This is a genomic window from Bradyrhizobium sp. USDA 4510 (assembly GCF_054059095.1).
In genome coordinates, this window is sequence record NZ_JBSSBT010000001.1 from 8,889,759 (window position 1) to 8,906,404 (window position 16,646).

The 16,646-nt window shown below is 65.1% G+C and carries 18 protein-coding genes; 13 read left to right on the forward strand and 5 right to left on the reverse strand.

Going from position 1 to position 16,646, the window contains the following annotated elements; genetic code table 11:
• The first annotated feature begins 29 nt into the window (after positions 1–29).
• Positions 30–1,094, forward strand: coding sequence for an aromatic ring-hydroxylating dioxygenase subunit alpha (locus tag ACVMDN_RS41250; RefSeq protein WP_076832425.1), 1,065 nt, complete (start codon positions 30–32; stop codon positions 1,092–1,094).
• 279 nt (positions 1,095–1,373) lie between these two features.
• On the forward strand, positions 1,374–2,531 hold the full coding sequence (locus tag ACVMDN_RS41255; protein WP_083715161.1) for an alpha/beta fold hydrolase: 1,158 nt from the start codon (positions 1,374–1,376) through the stop codon (positions 2,529–2,531).
• Between the two features lie 76 nt (positions 2,532–2,607).
• Here the strand turns inward: ACVMDN_RS41255 and ACVMDN_RS41260 are convergent, their stop codons facing one another.
• Both ACVMDN_RS41260 and ACVMDN_RS41265 read right to left on the reverse strand, forming a co-directional pair.
• Complete coding sequence (locus tag ACVMDN_RS41260; RefSeq protein WP_076832423.1) at positions 2,608–2,958, reverse strand: RidA family protein; 351 nt, start codon at positions 2,956–2,958, stop codon at positions 2,608–2,610.
• A 120-nt stretch (positions 2,959–3,078) separates the two neighbouring features.
• A complete protein-coding gene (locus ACVMDN_RS41265; protein WP_076832420.1) occupies positions 3,079–4,530 on the reverse strand; it encodes a CDGSH iron-sulfur domain-containing protein in 1,452 nt (483 codons plus the stop codon).
• A 105-nt stretch (positions 4,531–4,635) separates the two neighbouring features.
• Here ACVMDN_RS41265 and ACVMDN_RS41270 point away from each other — a divergent pair, with 105 nt between their 5' ends.
• Both ACVMDN_RS41270 and ACVMDN_RS41275 read left to right on the forward strand, forming a co-directional pair.
• Positions 4,636–4,983: a winged helix-turn-helix transcriptional regulator gene (locus tag ACVMDN_RS41270; protein WP_057016039.1), complete on the forward strand. Its 348-nt coding sequence runs from the start codon at positions 4,636–4,638 to the stop codon at positions 4,981–4,983.
• Positions 4,984–5,202: 219 nt separating this feature from the next.
• The gene (locus ACVMDN_RS41275; protein ID WP_076832857.1) at positions 5,203–5,562 is read left to right on the forward strand and encodes a hypothetical protein; all 360 of its coding nucleotides are present in this window, start codon (positions 5,203–5,205) and stop codon (positions 5,560–5,562) included.
• 85 nt (positions 5,563–5,647) lie between these two features.
• Here ACVMDN_RS41275 and ACVMDN_RS41280 read toward each other — a convergent pair whose 3' ends face one another.
• Complete coding sequence (locus tag ACVMDN_RS41280) at positions 5,648–7,306, reverse strand: FAD-binding dehydrogenase (RefSeq protein WP_076832852.1); 1,659 nt, start codon at positions 7,304–7,306, stop codon at positions 5,648–5,650.
• A 277-nt stretch (positions 7,307–7,583) separates the two neighbouring features.
• On the opposite strand from ACVMDN_RS41280, the gene ACVMDN_RS41285 reads away from it, so the two are divergent.
• The 5 genes from ACVMDN_RS41285 (at position 7,584) to ACVMDN_RS41305 (ending at position 11,970) form a co-directional block, all read left to right on the forward strand.
• Positions 7,584–8,051, forward strand: a complete 468-nt coding sequence (locus ACVMDN_RS41285; protein WP_057016040.1) for a hypothetical protein — start codon at positions 7,584–7,586, stop codon at positions 8,049–8,051.
• 209 nt (positions 8,052–8,260) lie between these two features.
• On the forward strand, positions 8,261–8,395 hold the full coding sequence (locus ACVMDN_RS41290) for a hypothetical protein (protein WP_276486903.1): 135 nt from the start codon (positions 8,261–8,263) through the stop codon (positions 8,393–8,395).
• Between the two features lie 18 nt (positions 8,396–8,413).
• Complete coding sequence (locus tag ACVMDN_RS41295; RefSeq protein ID WP_057016042.1) at positions 8,414–9,004, forward strand: SCO family protein; 591 nt, start codon at positions 8,414–8,416, stop codon at positions 9,002–9,004.
• A 154-nt stretch (positions 9,005–9,158) separates the two neighbouring features.
• Positions 9,159–10,148 (forward strand): transporter substrate-binding domain-containing protein, encoded by a 990-nt coding sequence (locus ACVMDN_RS41300; RefSeq protein WP_076832849.1) that lies wholly within the window; start codon positions 9,159–9,161, stop codon positions 10,146–10,148.
• A gap of 181 nt (positions 10,149–10,329) precedes the next feature.
• Positions 10,330–11,970 (forward strand): lysine--tRNA ligase, encoded by a 1,641-nt coding sequence (locus tag ACVMDN_RS41305; RefSeq protein ID WP_076832417.1) that lies wholly within the window; start codon positions 10,330–10,332, stop codon positions 11,968–11,970.
• 12 nt (positions 11,971–11,982) lie between these two features.
• On the opposite strand, the gene ACVMDN_RS41310 is transcribed toward ACVMDN_RS41305, so the two are convergent.
• On the reverse strand, positions 11,983–12,915 hold the full coding sequence (locus ACVMDN_RS41310; RefSeq protein ID WP_076832414.1) for a 2-dehydropantoate 2-reductase: 933 nt from the start codon (positions 12,913–12,915) through the stop codon (positions 11,983–11,985).
• Positions 12,916–13,174: 259 nt separating this feature from the next.
• Here ACVMDN_RS41310 and ACVMDN_RS41315 point away from each other — a divergent pair, with 259 nt between their 5' ends.
• Together ACVMDN_RS41315 and ACVMDN_RS41320 are read left to right on the forward strand one after the other, a co-directional pair.
• Positions 13,175–13,681 (forward strand): class II aldolase/adducin family protein, encoded by a 507-nt coding sequence (locus ACVMDN_RS41315; protein ID WP_456843675.1) that lies wholly within the window; start codon positions 13,175–13,177, stop codon positions 13,679–13,681.
• A complete protein-coding gene (locus ACVMDN_RS41320) occupies positions 13,678–13,968 on the forward strand; it encodes a class II aldolase/adducin family protein (protein WP_456843676.1) in 291 nt (96 codons plus the stop codon). Before ACVMDN_RS41315 ends, ACVMDN_RS41320 begins: the two co-directional genes overlap by 4 nt.
• Before the next feature lie 182 nt (positions 13,969–14,150).
• Here ACVMDN_RS41320 and ACVMDN_RS41325 read toward each other — a convergent pair whose 3' ends face one another.
• Positions 14,151–14,804: a S24 family peptidase gene (locus ACVMDN_RS41325; protein ID WP_076832408.1), complete on the reverse strand. Its 654-nt coding sequence runs from the start codon at positions 14,802–14,804 to the stop codon at positions 14,151–14,153.
• Positions 14,805–15,004: 200 nt separating this feature from the next.
• Here ACVMDN_RS41325 and ACVMDN_RS41330 point away from each other — a divergent pair, with 200 nt between their 5' ends.
• Both ACVMDN_RS41330 and ACVMDN_RS41335 read left to right on the forward strand, forming a co-directional pair.
• On the forward strand, positions 15,005–15,349 hold the full coding sequence (locus tag ACVMDN_RS41330) for a DUF952 domain-containing protein (protein ID WP_028334591.1): 345 nt from the start codon (positions 15,005–15,007) through the stop codon (positions 15,347–15,349).
• On the forward strand, positions 15,346–16,443 hold the full coding sequence (locus tag ACVMDN_RS41335) for a quinone-dependent dihydroorotate dehydrogenase (protein WP_076832406.1): 1,098 nt from the start codon (positions 15,346–15,348) through the stop codon (positions 16,441–16,443). Before ACVMDN_RS41330 ends, ACVMDN_RS41335 begins: the two co-directional genes overlap by 4 nt.
• Positions 16,444–16,646: the final 203 nt, after the last annotated feature.

The window sequence follows — 16,646 nt, forward strand, 5'->3', positions numbered from 1 at the left end:
GCAACCAAATCTTGCATCGGGAGGGTGAGATGGCTGACGACGGAATTTTCCTGCGCAACACCTGGTACGTGGCGGCGTGGAATCACGAACTGATCGACGGCAAGATGGTCGCGCGCACCATCCTGGAACGGCCGATCGTGCTCTATCGCGGGTCGAGCGGCAAAGTCGTCGCGCTGGACGACCGCTGCTGTCATCGCGCCGCGCCGCTTTCGATGGGACGCATCGAGGGCGACGACATCAGGTGCATGTACCACGGCATGAAGTTCGCTGCCGACGGCAAATGCATCCAGATTCCCGGCCAGGACACGATCCCCGCCAAGCTCGGCGTGCGCAGCTATCCCGTGGTCGAGCGCTACAATCTGATCTTCATCTGGACCGGCGATCCCGAGAAGGCCGATCCGAAACTGATCCTCGACTATCCGCCGCTCGAGGATCCCAGATGGCGCGGCCTGCCGGGTTACATGCACTACAAGGCCAATTGGCTCCTGATTGTCGACAACCTCAGCGACTTCGCGCATCTCGCCTTCGTGCACACCAACACGCTCGGCGGCTCCGAGGAATACGCCTACAAGACCAAGCCGGTCGCGATCGAGAAGCTGGACGACGGTTTCCGTGTCGAGCGCTGGCACATGGGCGCCGAGCCGCCGCCCTACCACAAGAAGGTGATCCCGAACAAAACCGACAAGATCGACCGCCGCAATATCGGCCGCATGATCGTGCCCGGCATCTTCACGCTCGACACGACGTTTGCGCCGGCGGGGCAGGGCGTCGAGAAGGGCGTCCAGGTTCCGGGCACGCGGTCGTACCGCAACGCGCAGTTCATGACGCCGGAGACGCGCTCGACCACGCACTTCTTCTGGAACTATCTGCACGATTTCGACATCGACAATCCGAACATCGCGCTGTCGCTGCGGCACAGCCTCGAGGAAGGGTTCAACGAGGACAAGGATATCATCGAGGCGCAGCAGCGCGTGTTCGACGCCGATCCGGACTATCAGCTGCTCGCGATCGGCGCTGATGCGCCGCTGACCTATTTCCGCTGGCTGTTCGCGCGCAAGCTCGAGGCGGAGAAGGGCACGGCGCGCGCCGCCTAGAGCATGATCCGGAAAAGTGTGGAGCGGTTTTCCGAAAAGATCATGCTCAAACAAGGAGCTAAAGCGCGATGATGATTCAACCCAATCTCATCGCGCTTTGGTCCGCTGAAACGACGGACTTTTGCTGCTTGGCAGCAAGCGGCGCCGGGGTCGCGAGATCGTGACATCCCGGCGTGGCTGCCGCGCCAGCCGGTTTGGCGTAAACTGATCCGACCTGAATTTGTCGGCGTGAAGGTGACCCGCGTTGGCCAGACCATCCCGGTAGCGATCAATCGGTGAATGAGCTTGCCCGAAAAGACGGATCGATCGGATCGAAGTGCGAGCACCAGCTGGGCGCAGGACGCCTGGCTATGGCCGTTTGAAGCCGCGCGATTGGCGCTGGACATATACTCGCAGTGGTACCCTAACCGTCCGCCCGAGCCCACGGATTCGCCGGGCGAAGCGGCGGCGCTGCCCTGGACGACAGCCCATTCGGTCGCGCTTCAGCTGCCGTCGATGTGCCTGCTGGATTTCTCGAGAGCGGCCGAAGGCCGGCCGCTGCTGGTCTGCGCGCCCTATGCGCTGCATCGCGCGCAGATTGCGGATCTTGCCCCCGGCCACAGCCTGATGGAGGCGTTGCAGAAGGCCGGCGTTGCGCGTCTCTATCTCACGGATTGGCGCTCGGCGGCACCGGAGATGCGATATTTCTCGATCGACACCTTTCTGTCCGATCTCAACGTGGCCGTCGACACGATCGGGCCGCCGGTCGACCTTGCAGGTCTCTGTCAGGGCGGCTGGCTGTCGTTGCTCTATGCGGCGCGCTTTCCCGGCAAGGTACGGCGGCTTGTGCTTGCCGGCAGCCCGGTCGACGTCTCGGTACCGTCGGAGCTTTCCCGGATGGTCGCCTCGCTTCCATCGCAAGGCTTCGAGGCGCTGGTCCGTCAGGGGGATGGGATCATCAGCGGCAAGCACATGCTGCAGGCCTGGAGCATCCCGTTCACCATGCGTGACGCGGAAGCGGCGCTGCAGAGGCGGCTCGACCGCAATTCGGAGGATGCGCGGGCGTTGCTCGATCGCTTCACGCGCTGGAATGACGAGACGCTCGATCTGCCGGGCACCTACTACCTCGAAGTGACCGACTGGATCTTTCGCCAGAACCGGATCGCGGCTGGAGACTTCGTTGCGCTTGGCTGCAAGGTCGATCTCGCTGCCGTGAAGCAGCCCGTCTTCCTGCTCGCCGCAGAGAACGACATCGTTGTTCCGCCCGACCAGGCATTTGCGACAGCGCGGCTCTTGGCCACGCCGCCCGCGTGGCTGCAATGCCATACCGAGCCGTGTGGTCACCTCGGACTGTTCATGGGCTGCAAGGCTCTCGCCGGTTCATGGCGCCGGATTGCCCGCTGGCTTCAGTCCGATCTCGGTGAGGCTGCGGGCGAGCGAGCGCGGATCAGCGCGTGAGTGCTAGATGAAAATGCCCCGAATTGCGCTTTGCAATCCGGGGCATCCGGTATCCTTTGGATGACGTGCGTCGCGTCTATTTCGCCGCGACAACCATGATCTCGACATTGTACTGCGGCGCCGCCAGCTTGGCCTCGACGGTGGCGCGGGCCGGGGTGTTGCCCTGCGAGACCCAGCCGTCCCACACCGCGTTCATTTCCGGGAACGTCTTCATGTCGGTGATGTAGATCGTCGCGCTGAGCAGCTTCGACTTGTCGGTGCCGGCCTTGGCGAGGTGGCCGTCGATGATCGCCAGGATGTCCTTGGTCTGGTCGGTGACGCTGCCGCCCGCGGCCTTGCCGGCGACGACGCCGGCGAGATAGACGGTGTTGCCGTGCACGACGGCCTGGCTCATGCGCGGGCCGGTTTCGAAACGCTGAATGCTCATTTGGGTCTCCACTGAATGGCGGGCACTGTCTAACCTGCCGGAGCGAGCGCCGCCACTGCACAATTTGCAGCGCCGTTCACAGAAATCGCTCGAAATTGCTCCGAGATCGGCTCGGCGCAATCAGGTCGGCGGATTCTGCCCATTCGCCCAGCGCGCGAACAGTGCCACTCGCTCGGCCGGCCAGGCGCCATCGCAGGGCATGGTCCCGGCCTTGAGCCGTGCCAGGATTTGTTGGCAGTGCCTGGCGACATCCGCCTCGTTCCAGAGATCGAAGGCGAACAGCATCGAACTGCGGTCCATCGGCCGGAACAACGGCCGGATGTGCTGCTCGAACTGCACGGCCTCGTCGGGACCGGGGAGTGCCACGCTGATCTCGTTCGCGGCCTGCGCATCGCTCGCCGTTGCGGACGGCCGCGCAGCGGGCGTTGCGTTGCAGACCCACCACCATCGCGGCACCGGCATGTTCGGCGGCGGTGTCGCGCCGGCGCCGGAATTCTCCACCGCGATGCGCGAGCCCCATTCGATATAGGCGACGAAGGCGGCGCGGAATTCCGGATCGCTCGGCAGGCCGGCATCGTCGGCACTCTGCACCATGTAGGTCGCCCACAATGCGCGCTGCTCCGGCCGGATCTCCTTGCCGATGTGCTGCGACACCATCCGCCGATAGCCGCCATAGCGCTCGGTGTAGAAGAGCGGACCGCCGAACACCTCGCTGAGCCACGCCGCCACCCGCTCCGGATGGTCCGGCGACATCTCGGCGAACAGCGGCCCGAGCAGCGGATCTTCCGGCACGTAACGACTGTAGAAGATGCGCGTCATGTCGAGCAGCGCCGGATAGCCGCCGGCCCATTCGAACAGCGTCGGCTCGCGCATCGGATCGGGAACGGGATCGCGAAATGCGACGCTCCAGTGCATGCCGCTGCAAAACGGCTTGTTCAGCGACGCGCCGCAGCGGCACAGGCTGGCATGCTCTTGCGACGCGCCCGCGTTCTGTGTGATCGGCGCGCCATCCTCATCGACCAGTTCGACATCGCCGGTGACGCGATAAGGGCCGTCCTTCGACACTTCGATCTGCGGCGGCCGGCTGACGTCGGACAGGCTGGCGTCACGCTTGGGGCCGATACCGATGCCAAGCGCGCCCGAGGGGCATCTGCGCACCGCGTTGAGGAGGTCGTCGAGGCGCGCCCCGCTGGGTGCGATGAAAGGCTGCTCGCCGAGACGAAACACGGAGGTGAGACGGTCGGTGCAGAAGCCGGAATGCGCACAGGTGCCGCGATTGTCGAACACGAACGCCTGCTGCCCGGCATAGACCTCGAGCCTGTCCGGCGCGCGCCGCGGATCCCTCGCGTCGGTGAAGCCGCGCGCGACGTGGCTGTCGTCGCAGAACGGCCTGGTCTGCGATTGTCCGCAGCGGCACAGCCGCATTGGCGCCTCGGCTGCGATGGGCACGCCGAGATGATCGACGATCGGAATGCCGGGCTCCGGTTCGTAGGGCCCGTTGCGTCTGACGACGATGCGTTTGCGCGGCTGTTGCTTGTCGCTTGGACCTTGGGCGGAATTGTCGTCCGTCATGCCTTGCAATGATCCCTGAACTCGCCCAACCCGTGCAATGCGTGCTTAGATGGATCGATGGCGGCTCTCAACGAACCAGATGGAAAGTGCCGCGGGAGAGTTGCAATGATCCGCAAGACCAAGCGCAAATATGGTTGCCCGGTCGAGTTCTCGATCGATCAGCTCAGCGGCAAATGGAAGACCGTGATCCTGAGCCGGCTCAAGGTCCGGCCGATGCGCTACGGCGAATTGCGCCACGACATCCCGCAGCTCAGCGACAAGGTGTTGACCGAGCGCCTGCGCGATCTCTGCAATTCAGGCTTCGTCAGGCAGGAGCGCGGCGGCGGCTCCTCGCGCTATTGCCTGACCAAGCGCGGCGAGATGCTGAAGCCGATGCTGCAGGCACTCTACGATTGGGGCGAAGCCAACGCCGATACGTTCGGCGTCCGCTTCCTCAGCGCGGAGGCGGACTAGAGCAGGAATGCGCAATTTCGGAATATTAGAATAATACCCCTGAGTTGCCCGACGTGTCAAGTTGTCTGGTCGAACGCCGGCCACCGCCGGCTACTTTGCATGGGGTTGTTTTCGATATTTTGGCAGCGCCCCTGCGACGAACGGATTTCCGGCCGGAACCTTAAGCGAGGAGAGTGCGTTCTCGCGGGATGTTGGGGGCAATCAACACAAGGAATGCTCATGCACATCCGTATCTCTACGGCATCCGTCATCGTTGCGGCGCTCTCGCTTGGAACACCTGCCTGGGCGCAGGTGCAGGGAACGCAACCGAAGGCGATGCCGCAGGCTCAATCTGACCAGCCCAATGCCATCCGGAGCATACAGGTCGTGGACATCAAGGAACTCAAGCCCGACGCCCGGTCGAAGGTCGAGGCTGTCGTGGCAAAGGCAAGCGAAGACGACCTGCGGAACCTTCGCGGTTCCATCGACGCGTCTGAAGAAGCGGTATCCGCGCTGAAGGCGAAGGGCCTCAGCTCGGCACAAGTTGTCGCGGTCAATCTCACCAACGGCATCCTGACGCTTTTCACCAAGACGGCCTGATCGCAACACGGCTCGGGGAACTTCCGCTGAAAAGCCCGCCGGTTCACGCCGGCGGGCCAACGACTGGATCTCGGAGTAGCACGCCTCAGTTCACCGCCTTCGCCGCCGCATGTCCCGCGTTGCGGCCCGAGAACAGGCAACCGCCGAGGAACGTGCCTTCCAGCGAGCGATAGCCGTGCACGCCGCCGCCGCCGAAGCCGGCGGCTTCGCCGGCCGCGTAGAGCCCGCGGATGATCTGGTGATCGTTGCCGAATACGCGCGAATCGAGATCGGTCTCGAACCCGCCGAGCGTCTTGCGGGTGAGGATGTTGAGCTTCACCGCGATCAGCGGGCCGTGCTCGGGATCGAGGATCCGGTGCGGCTTCGCGGTGCGGATCAATTTGTCGCCGATATAGCGCCGCGCATTGTGCAGGTTCATGACCTGCGCATCCTTGACGTAGGGGTTGGTGATCTCGCGATCGCGCGCCTCGATCTGGGTTTTGATGGCGTCGAGCTGCAACAGGTCGTTGCCGGCGAGCTTGTTCATGGCGCCGACGAGCTCGGCGAGATTGTCGCGCACGATGAAGTCGGCGCCGTGCTGCTTGAACGCCTCCACCGGCCCCGGCGCGCCCTTGTTGGTGGCGCGCTTGATCGTCATGCGCCAGCTCTTGCCGGTAAGGTCCGGGTTCTGCTCCGAGCCCGACAGCGCGAACTCCTTCTTGATGATGCTCTGGGTCAGGATGAACCACGAATAATCGTAGCCGGTGCCCATGATGTAGTGCAGTTGCCCGAGCGTGTCGGAGCCCGGGAACAGCGGTGCCGGCAGCCGCTTGCCCGTCGCGTCGAACCACAGCGACGACGGACCCGGCAGGATCCGGATGCCGTGACGCGGCCAGATCGGGTTCCAGTTCCGGATGCCCTCGACATAGTGCCACATGCGGTCGCGGTTGATCAGCCGGCCGCCCGCCGCCTCGGTGATGCCGATCATGCGGCCGTCGACATGTTCGGGCACGCCGGAGATCATGAATTTGGGCGGCTCGCCGAGCCGCTTCGGCCAGTTCTGCCGCACCAGATCATGATTGCCGCCGATGCCGCCGGACGCGACGATTACCGCAGGCGCGCGGAAGGAAAAATCGCCGACGGCGTTGCGCGAGGAACTCTTGCCGCGCTGGACTGAGGTCGGTTCCAGGATCGCGCCGCTGACGCCGTTGACCACACCGTTGGTGACGCTGAGCGCATCGACGCGGTGGCGGAACTTGAACACCAGCCGTCCGCTTTTCGCGGCCTCGCGCGCGCGGCGCTCGAACGGCTCGACGATGCCGGGGCCGGTGCCCCAGGTGACGTGGAAGCGCGGCACCGAATTGCCATGGCCCATCGCGTCGTAACCGCCGCGCTCGGCCCAGCCGACCACAGGGAAGATGCGATGGCCCATCGCGCGCAGCCAGTCGCGTTTCTCGCCGGCCGCGAATGCGACATAGGCCTCGGCCCATTTGCGCGGCCAGTAATCCTCTTCGCGATCGAAACCGGCGGTGCCCATCCAGTCCTGTAATGCGAGCTCGACCGAATCCTTGATGCCGAGCCGGCGCTGCTCCGGCGAATCGACCAGGAACAGGCCGCCAAACGACCAGAAGGCCTGGCCGCCGATGCTCTGTTCCCCTTCCTGGTCGAGCACAATGACGCGCTTGCCTGCGTCGGCGATCTCGGTTGCGGCCACGAGACCGGCAAGCCCCGCGCCAATCACGATCACATCTGCATCGTCAGCCATGTTCAGGTCCCCCGTCCCGCCGAGATTCAAGACCGCCTCATTGCGTGCGGTCAACGCCGAATGGACCTTGCCTGTGGCGGCGGAGCACCAACCGCGTGCGCCGCGTTGTTCCAGTTTGGGACCTTTCCCCAGTCCCACTGCAGCGTGCGCGCAACACCCAATTTGAATTTGTTTTGACCGGCTTCGCTCGCTGGACAAAAATCCGCGCGCGCAACACGCTCACGATTGTCTTGCATCACAGACCAAACAGATTCGGTTTCGACTGGGGCTGGCCAAAATGAAGTTGATGACGGGGTTGCTCGCTGCGGTTCTCCTGCTGGCGGGAATGGGGGTGTCTCAAGCTGTAGTCAGGATCGCCGACGATCGCGGCGGCAAGATCGGCGTCTATGTCGACAGGTATCAGGACCTGCGGACTTCGGGCGAGACGGTCATCATCGACGGGCTGTGTGCCTCGGCCTGCACCATCGTGCTCGGCAAGGTTCCTCACGACCGGATCTGTGTGACCTCGCACGCCAGCCTCGGCTTCCACGCAGCCTGGGATTACGGCGATAACGGCCGTCCGGTCCCCAATCCCGAAGCCACCCATATGCTGTACCTGATGTATCCGCCGGCGGTACGCAGATGGATTTCGGGGCGTGGTGGCCTGACCCGGCGCATGATCTTCCTGCGCGGCAAGCAACTGCAGGCGCTGTACAAGCCGTGCTATCTCAACGCCCAGGCCTCGGCGCCGAAGCCCGCGCACTAAGCTCCGGCTGCTTCTCTGTTTGACCCTCGTCGGCCATTGGCCTCGGCAGACGCCGGGGCATGAACGCGCCGGCACCGGATTAGCTCGCCATCATTTGACGGCCTGCGACCGCCATTGCGCTTGCTGCCTGCCGGAACCCGGCTTATCTCAGCCTCATGGTTCAGCCGATCTCCACCCGATCCGAGCTCGTAACGGCTCCACAGACCCGGGTGGCGTCTGCGATCCTGTGGGGTGCGGCCGGCATCGGCGGATTGGCCCTGCTTGCCGCTGCCGCGCTCTGGTTCCACTACGGGACCGCGGTGTTTTTCGAAATGATCACGGCCGGCATCTCCGCCTGCTTCTGACAAGGACGCCCTCGCATCATGCCCCGGACCACGCGCCCATTGGTGATCTTCGCTGCCTTCGCGGGCAGTCTGGCGGTCGGCCTGTTCCTCATGCTGTGGGCGATCGGCGGCTTGCGCACCGTTGCCGCGCCGGCCGCGATCGGCGGGGCGTTCCAGCTCACCGACCAGTCCGGCCAGACCGTTACCGACAAGAACCTCCAGGGCAAGCCGACCCTGATTTTCTTCGGATTCACCCATTGCCCGGATATCTGCCCGACCTCGCTGTTCGAGATCTCGGAGGTCCTGAAGGCGATGGGCAAGGACGCCGATCGCGTGAATGCCTATTTCGTCTCGGTCGATCCGGAACGCGACACCGCCACCGCAATGAAGGATTACCTGTCGAGCTTCGATCCGCACCTCAAGGGCCTGACCGGCGATCCCGCCGCGATCGCCAAGGTCCTGTCGAGCTATCGTGTCTACGCCAAGAAAGTGCCGCTGAAGGATGGCGACTACACGATGGACCACACCGCGCTGATCTATCTGATGGACCGCGACGGTCATTTCGTCGCGCCGTTCAATCTGAAACGGACGCCGGAAGAAGCGGCGGCCGATCTCAAACGGTACCTCTGATCGCCATTTCCGGTTCAGAATTAACCCAATCGGCGCTCGCTTCAGGCGCCGATTCGGCTATAAGCCGTTCAATTTCCTGAAATTGCCGGTTATGCCAAATCCGCCTGTCCAGCCCTTTGCCGTCCGTTCGCACCAGCTTCGCCTGGCCGCGGGCATGATCGCGGCTGCCTTGCTGGCCTTGGCGTACCCTGCAATTGCACAGACACCCCCCGCACAGGCGCCGGCAGCCAAGACGGCTCCTGCTCCGGCTCCGCCCACCAAGGCGGCCCCCGCACAAGCGACACCTTCGGCGCCGGCTGCACCGCAGGCAGCGCCTGCGGCCCCCGCGGCAACCCAGGCGGCCCCGACCCTGCCGCCCAAGGCCGCCGCCGAGGCCGCGCCGCAGGCGGTGCCGGGTTTCTGGGACCCGCGGCGCCGGCCGGACCGCCCGGACCTGTCGCGCCTCACCGTGATCCGCTTTCTGACCGAGACCGACTATCCGCCGTTCAATTTCACCGGTCCCGACGGCAATCCGGCCGGTTTCAACGTCGACCTGGCGCGCGCGCTCTGCGACGAGATCAAGGTCACCTGCACCATCCAGATGCGCCGCTTCGAGACCCTGATCGATGCCCTGGCGACCAACCGGGGCGACGCCATCATCGCGTCGATGGCCGTGACGCCGCAGCTGCGCGCCAAGGTCGATTTCACCGATCCCTATTACCGCGCGCCGGCCCGCTTCGTGTCGCGCCGTGACAACGCGATGCCGGAAATCCGCCCGGAATATCTCGAGAGCAAGAAGGTCGGCGTCATCGCCGGGACCTCGCACGAGGCCTACCTCAAGGCGATGTTCACCGACGCCGAGATCCATTCCTATCCGGATAACGACGCGCTGCGCGCGGCGCTGCGCCGCGGCGAGGTCGACTTCATCTTCGGCGATGCGATCTCGCTCGCGTTCTGGATCAACGGCACCGATTCCGCCGAATGCTGCGCCTTTGCCGGCGGCCCCTTTGTCGAGAGCCGCTATTTCGGCGAGGGCGTCGGCATCGCCGTCCGCAAGGGCAACGACCTGCTCCGGCAGTCGCTGAACTGGGCACTGTTCCGGATCTGGGAAAAAGGCCGCTTCACCGATCTGTGGCTGCGCTATTTCTCGGTCAGCCCGTTCTGAGTTCGTCATTCCGGGATGGTCCGTAGGACCAGACCTCAGGGGTGCAATTGCACCCCGGGGAATCTCGAGATTCCGGGTCCGATGCTGCGCATCGCCCCGGAATGACGACAAACGTCCCGTCGTTTTGCATTTTGCCGCGAAAGCGTTAGTTTTCGCGGCCTTTTTGGAGAGAACCTGAGGAATGTCCGTGATTGATCCTTCTGCCAGCCCGAGCGACCTGCGGGCGCTCGCCGAACAATCCAACGCCTGGCCGTTCGAGCAGGCGAAAGCGATTGTGGCGCGGCTGAAGAAAAATCCCAAGGACGAGGTGCTGTTCGAGACCGGCTACGGCCCGTCGGGCCTGCCGCATATCGGCACGTTCGGCGAGGTCGCGCGCACCACGATGGTGCGCCACGCCTTCCGCGTGCTCACCGAGGACAAGATCAAGACGCGCCTGCTCGCCTTCTCCGACGACATGGACGGCCTGCGCAAGGTGCCGGACAACGTGCCGAACAAGGAGCTGCTGGAGCAGCATCTAGGCAAGCCGCTGACCAAGGTGCCCGATCCGTTCGGCACCCATCCGAGCTTTGGCCAGCACAACAATGCGCGGCTGCGCGCCTTTCTCGACCAGTTCGGCTTCGACTACGAGTTCGCGAGTTCGACCGAGTACTACACCTCCGGCCGCTTCGACGCCGCGCTGCTACGCATGCTGGAGCGGATCGAGAAGGTGATGGCGATCATGCTGCCGTCGCTGCGCGAGGAGCGCGCGGCGAGCTACTCGCCGTTCCTGCCGATCTGCCCGCGCACCGGCCTCGTGCTCTACGTGCCGGTGACGGCGCACGACGCCAAAGCCGGCACGATCTCCTACGAGGATCCCGATACCAAGGAGAGCGTCACGGTTCCTGTCACCGGCGGCCGCTGCAAGCTGCAATGGAAGCCGGACTGGGCGATGCGCTGGTACGCGCTCGGTGTCGACTATGAAATGGCCGGCAAGGACCTGATCGACTCGGTGAAGCTGTCGGGCAAGATCTGCTCGGCGCTCGGCGGCACGCCGCCGGAAGGTTTCAACTACGAACTGTTCCTCGACGAGAAGGGCCAGAAGATCTCGAAGTCGAAGGGCAACGGCCTGACGATCGACGAGTGGCTGCGCTATGCCTCGCCGGAATCGCTGTCGCTGTTCATGTATCGCGAGCCCAAGGCGGCGAAGCGGCTCTATTTCGACGTCATCCCGCGCAATGTCGACGATTACCAGCAATTCCTCGACGGCTTCACGCGGCAGGAAGCGCGGCAGCAGCTGCAGAATCCGGTCTGGCACATCCATTCCGGCAAGCCGCCGCAGGCCGACATGCCGGTCACCTTCCAGCTGCTGCTGACGCTGGTGTCGTCGTCGAACGCGGAGAATGCCGAGACGCTGTGGGGTTTCATCGGCCGTTATCGTCCGGGCGTGACGCCGCAGACCCATCCGAAGTTAGATGCGATGGTCGGCTACGCCATCAACTACTATCGCGACTTCGTGGCGCCGACCAAGCAGTTCCGCGAGCCGACCGACGGAGAGCGCGCCGCGCTGCAGGATCTGCGCGATGCGCTCGCCAACATGCCGGCGAACGCGAGCGCGGAAGACATCCAGAACGTGGTCTATGAGATCGGCCGCCGCGAGCCGTTCCTCGACATGGTCAAGAAGGGCAAGGACGGCCGTCCCGGCGTCTCGCTCGACTGGTTCAACATGCTCTACCAGGTGCTGCTCGGCCAGGAGAAGGGCCCGCGCTTCGGCTCCTTCGTCGCGGTCTACGGCGTGCAGAACGCGGTCAACATGATCGACGGCGCGCTGGCGCGGTCGTCGTAGGGATCGCGCCGCTCATCGCCGCTCGGCCTGCGCCGCGTCGCGCAGGCCGTCGCTGGTGGCGCGCAACAGCGTCAGCAGCAGGCCGTTGAGCGGCGTCGGCACGCCGTGCCGTTCGCCGGCCGCGACGATCGCGCCGGTGAGAGCGTCGGCTTCGAACGGGCGTCCCGCGACACGATCGAAATACATCGAGGTGCCGGCGTCCGGCGGATAGGTCAACAACGTCGCCAGCATCAGCTCGGCCTCGTCGGGCGCGAGCTGGGCGCCGTCGGCGCGGCCGACATTCGCGGCCTCCTCGAGGATGGCGCGGCACAGCGCCTTGACGTCCGCGCGGCGGAACACCGCCTGCCGCTGCAAGGTGAGCGCGGTGATCGGATTGGCGACCGCATTGAGCAGAAGCTTGCGCCACGCCAGCGTGGTGAAATCGGCGGAGCGCCGCACGCGCATCGCCGTGCCATCCAGCAGCGCTTCGAACGCGCGTCCGTCTGTGTCATCGGCAACCGCGAATTCATGCTCGCCGGCGCGGCGGAAACGGACGCGATCCGGCGCCAGCCGCTCGCCGTTGTAATAGACGATGGTCGGAACGACCGTGGCGGCGCCGACCAATGACGCCAGCCGCTCCGCGTGGCCGATGCCATTCTGCAGCACCGCGACGCGCGTCCGCGGCCCGCACAGCCTTTGCAGCCAGGGCGCGCTCGATTCCGTGTCCTGCGCCTTGGTCGACAACAACACCCAGTCGACCGGCGTAGCCGCTGCCGGATCGGTGAGGGCGCGCAGCGGCACTTCCACCGTGCCTTCCGCCCGCTCGACCGTGAGCCGATCGAGCGGCCGCCGGACACAGGCGATCACGTCATGCTTGTCGACCGCGCGCAGCAGGCCGGCGATGATGCCGCCGATGCTGCCGAGACCGACGATGGCGATGGTCTTGCGGTCGGATGGTCCTGTCATTGCGTAACTCCGGGCTTTGCGGAGTGGGTTGCGTTGGGTTGGAAAGTCAGGCCGCTCATGTGGCTTTCCGCCGCAGCCAACGAAGCCGCCGATCCGCCGTCTTCGCAGCGCATCATCACATAATGACGCCAAGCCCGCAAAATTCGGATAGCAGGCCATCGGCAATTTCACCGGAGCCTGGCGCCGGATTGCGCTACACTCGCATCCATAAAATCAGCAGGGCCTCCGCCGAGAGGCCGGCACAGACGGGAGCATGCGCATGCAGTTCAGGGTTTCGCCGACATCGCTGCAGGACAGTTCGAGCGCCGAGGAATGGCAAGCGCGGGTCGATCTCGCGGCGGCGCATCGGCTCGCCTACATCCACGGCTTTTCGGAAGGTATTTTCAACCATCTCACCTTGGTGGTGCCCGGCCGCACCGACCGCTACTACCAGATCCCGTTCGGCATGCACTGGTCGGAAGTGACAGCATCCTCCTTCATGGAGGTCGGCATCGACGATGCCGAGGTGAAGCGCGGCGAGGGTGAGGTCGAGCGCTCCTGCTTTTGCATCCATGCGCCGATCCACAAGGCGCTGCCGCAGGCCAAGGCCGTGTTCCACACCCACATGCCCTATGCGAGCGCGCTGACGCGGCTCGAGGATCCGCGGATCAAGGAGATCGGCCAGACCGAGGTCGGGCTGTCGGAGGCGATTGCCTATGACGACCTCTACACCGCTACACCGGCCCCGCGCTCGATCCCGAGGAAGGCGCGCGGCTCGCCAAGGTGATCGGCAACAAGACCATCCTGTTCATGGCCAATCACGGCATCTCGACCGTCGGCGAGACGGTCGCCGATGCCTATGACCGGCTCTATTACATCGAGCGCGCCGCACAGGTGCAGATCTACGCGATGTGGACCCAGCAGCCGCTCAAGCAATTGCCGCAGCATGTGGTGGAGAAGACCAAACGCGATTTCCGCGACGACCATCTCTACAACGGCCCGTCCCCGGCGCAGCGGCATTTCGATGCGCTGAAGCGGATGCTGGATCGCAAGGAGCCGGACTACGCGGCGTAAGGCTGGCAGGGAGCGCGCCGCAACCTCCGCCGTCGTCCCGGCGAAAGCCGGGACCCATAACCACAGGGTCATGTTGTCGAAGCCAGCTGTGGCCCCAGATCGCTCAAGCACAATGAGTGGTGGTTATGGGTCCCGGCTCGCGCTTCGCTTGCCCGGGACGACGCCGGCGTTTACCTGCCCAATCACTGGCTCGCCCACACCACGCGTGCGATCCACGCGACTTCCTCGACGTCGAGCATGCGGTCGGGGTGCTCCGGATTGAGCGATGCGAGTTCCAGCATCTTGGCGGTGCGGCGTCTCAATTCCTTCACCATCACCTCGCCGCCGGTCGTGCGCACCACCACGCGGTCGCCGCGGCGGATCGCGGTCGCGGGTGACACCACGATGATGTCACCTTCGCGATAGGCCGGTTTCATCGAGTCGCCCTCGATCTCCAGCGCATAGGCGTGTTCGTCTGATGTCGCCGGTAGCGCCACTTCGTCCCAGCCCTTGCCGGCGGGAAAGCCGCTGTCGTCGAAATAGCCGCCGGCGCCGGCCTGCGCGAAGCCGATCAGCGGCACCGACTGTCCGCCGCGCGCGCCATCGCCGAGCAACTGCACGAAGGTCTCCATGCTGGCATTGCTCGCGGCCAGCGCCTTGGAGAGCGATTCGGTCGAGGGCCAGCGCTCGCGCCCGTCGCCGGTCACGCGCTTGGATTTGTTGAAGGTGGTGGGGTCGAGTCCGGACTGCTTGGCAAGGCCGGACGGCGACAGCCCGGCGCGTTCGGCGAGCCGGTCGAGCGCGGCCCAGACCTGCGCGTGGGTCAGCGGTCGGGTGGCTTTGGGCTGTTTGGCCATCGAGGGTATCCCGGATGGTAGGAATTATTGCCTGAAACTTGGCGTTTTCGCAAATCTGTCGGCCGATGTGTCCCGGCACCGCTTGAGTTGCGCCGCCGCCGCCGATACGGTCCCTCGCTCGCCAGATGGCGTCTGGGGCATTTCCCCTCAAATCCGGATAAAACCCCAAGGGACTCAAGGACAAAAGGGAAGGCCGGCCCGTGCCGATGATCTACAAAATCACCCCCGCTTCGGCCTGGCGCGAGGCCGAACGGCAGGGCGTGTACCGGGGCAGTGCCGACGACAAACGCGACGGCTTCATCCATTTTTCCACCGCCTCCCAGGTGGCCGAGACCGCGCGCAAGCACTACCACGGGCAAACCGGCCTGTTCCTGGTCGCCGTCGATGCCGATGCGCTGGGCGATGCCCTGCGCTGGGAGCGGTCGCGCAATGACGAGCTGTTCCCGCATCTCTATGGCGAGCTCGACCTAGGCGCCGTCACCGAGATCCTCGACCTGCGCGCGCGCTCCGACGGTGGCCACGACGTTCCGGAGCTCAAGCCGTGATCCGTGCCTTCGACGCCTTCTCGCTGCCGCTGCTGCGTTGGTTCGATCCCGAGGATGCCCATCGCATGGCGATCCAGGGCCTGAAGCTGCTGCCGCCGATCCGGCAGCGGCCGGATGACCCCAAGCTCGCGGTGCGCGCCTTCGGACTCAACTTTCCAAACCCGATCGGCATGGCGGCGGGTTTCGACAAGAGTGCGGAGGCGCCCGACGCGCTGCTGCGGCTCGGCTTCGGCTTTGTCGAGATCGGCTCGGTGACGCCGAAGCCGCAAGGCGGCAACCCGCGGCCGCGGCTGTTTCGCCTGGAGCGCGACGAGGCCGTCATCAACCGCATGGGCTTCAACAATGACGGTGCGGAGGCCGTGCTGCGGCGGCTCGCCGCGCGCGCCAGCGCCGGCGGCATTGTCGGGGTCAATGTCGGGGCCAACAAGGATTCGCCCGACCGCGCAGCCGATTATGTGAAGCTGATCGAGACGTTTGCGCCGGTCGCGAGCTATTTCACCGTCAATGTCTCCTCGCCGAACACGCCCGGCCTGCGCAATCTGCAGCAATCGGCGGCGCTCGACGATCTGCTGGCGCGGGTCATCGATACCCGCGAGCGCGTGCGCAAGAACGCCGGCGATTCGCCGGTCCTGCTCAAGATCGCGCCCGACCTCAGCCTCGCCGAGCTCGACGACGTCGTGCACATCGCCCGCTCGCGCCGCGTCGACGGCATGATCGTCGCCAACACCACGCTGGCGCGGCCCTCGACCTTGCGCGAGGAGAATCGCGCCAAGGAGCAGGGCGGCCTGTCGGGCCGTCCGCTGTTCCGGCTGTCGACGCGGATGGTGGCCGAGACCTATGTCCGTGTCGAAGGCGCGTTTCCGCTGATCGGCGTCGGCGGCATCGATAGCGGCGGCGCCGCACTGACCAAGATCCGTGCCGGGGCCAGCCTGATCCAGCTCTATTCCTCGCTGGTCTACAAGGGCCTTGGCCTCGTCGACGACATCAAGCGCGATCTGTCCTCGACCCTGCTGCGCACCGGCCGCGACTCGCTGTCGGAAATCGTCGGCGCCGATGCGGCGACGATTACAGCCGAGGAGTGGCCGGTGAGGTAGGTGCGGGTAGCCCGGATGAAGCGAAATCCGGCCGCGCCCTAACCTCCCCTTGAAAAGGGGAGGTCGCTTTGCTCGCCAGAGCAAAGCGGGTGGGGATCAGCTCTCTCCATGAGCTGCGTCGCCTGTGGCTGACCCCCATCCCGACCTTCCCCCTTTCAGGGGGAAGGGGAAGAGAACTTCGTAGCCCGGATTGCGCTTCGCTC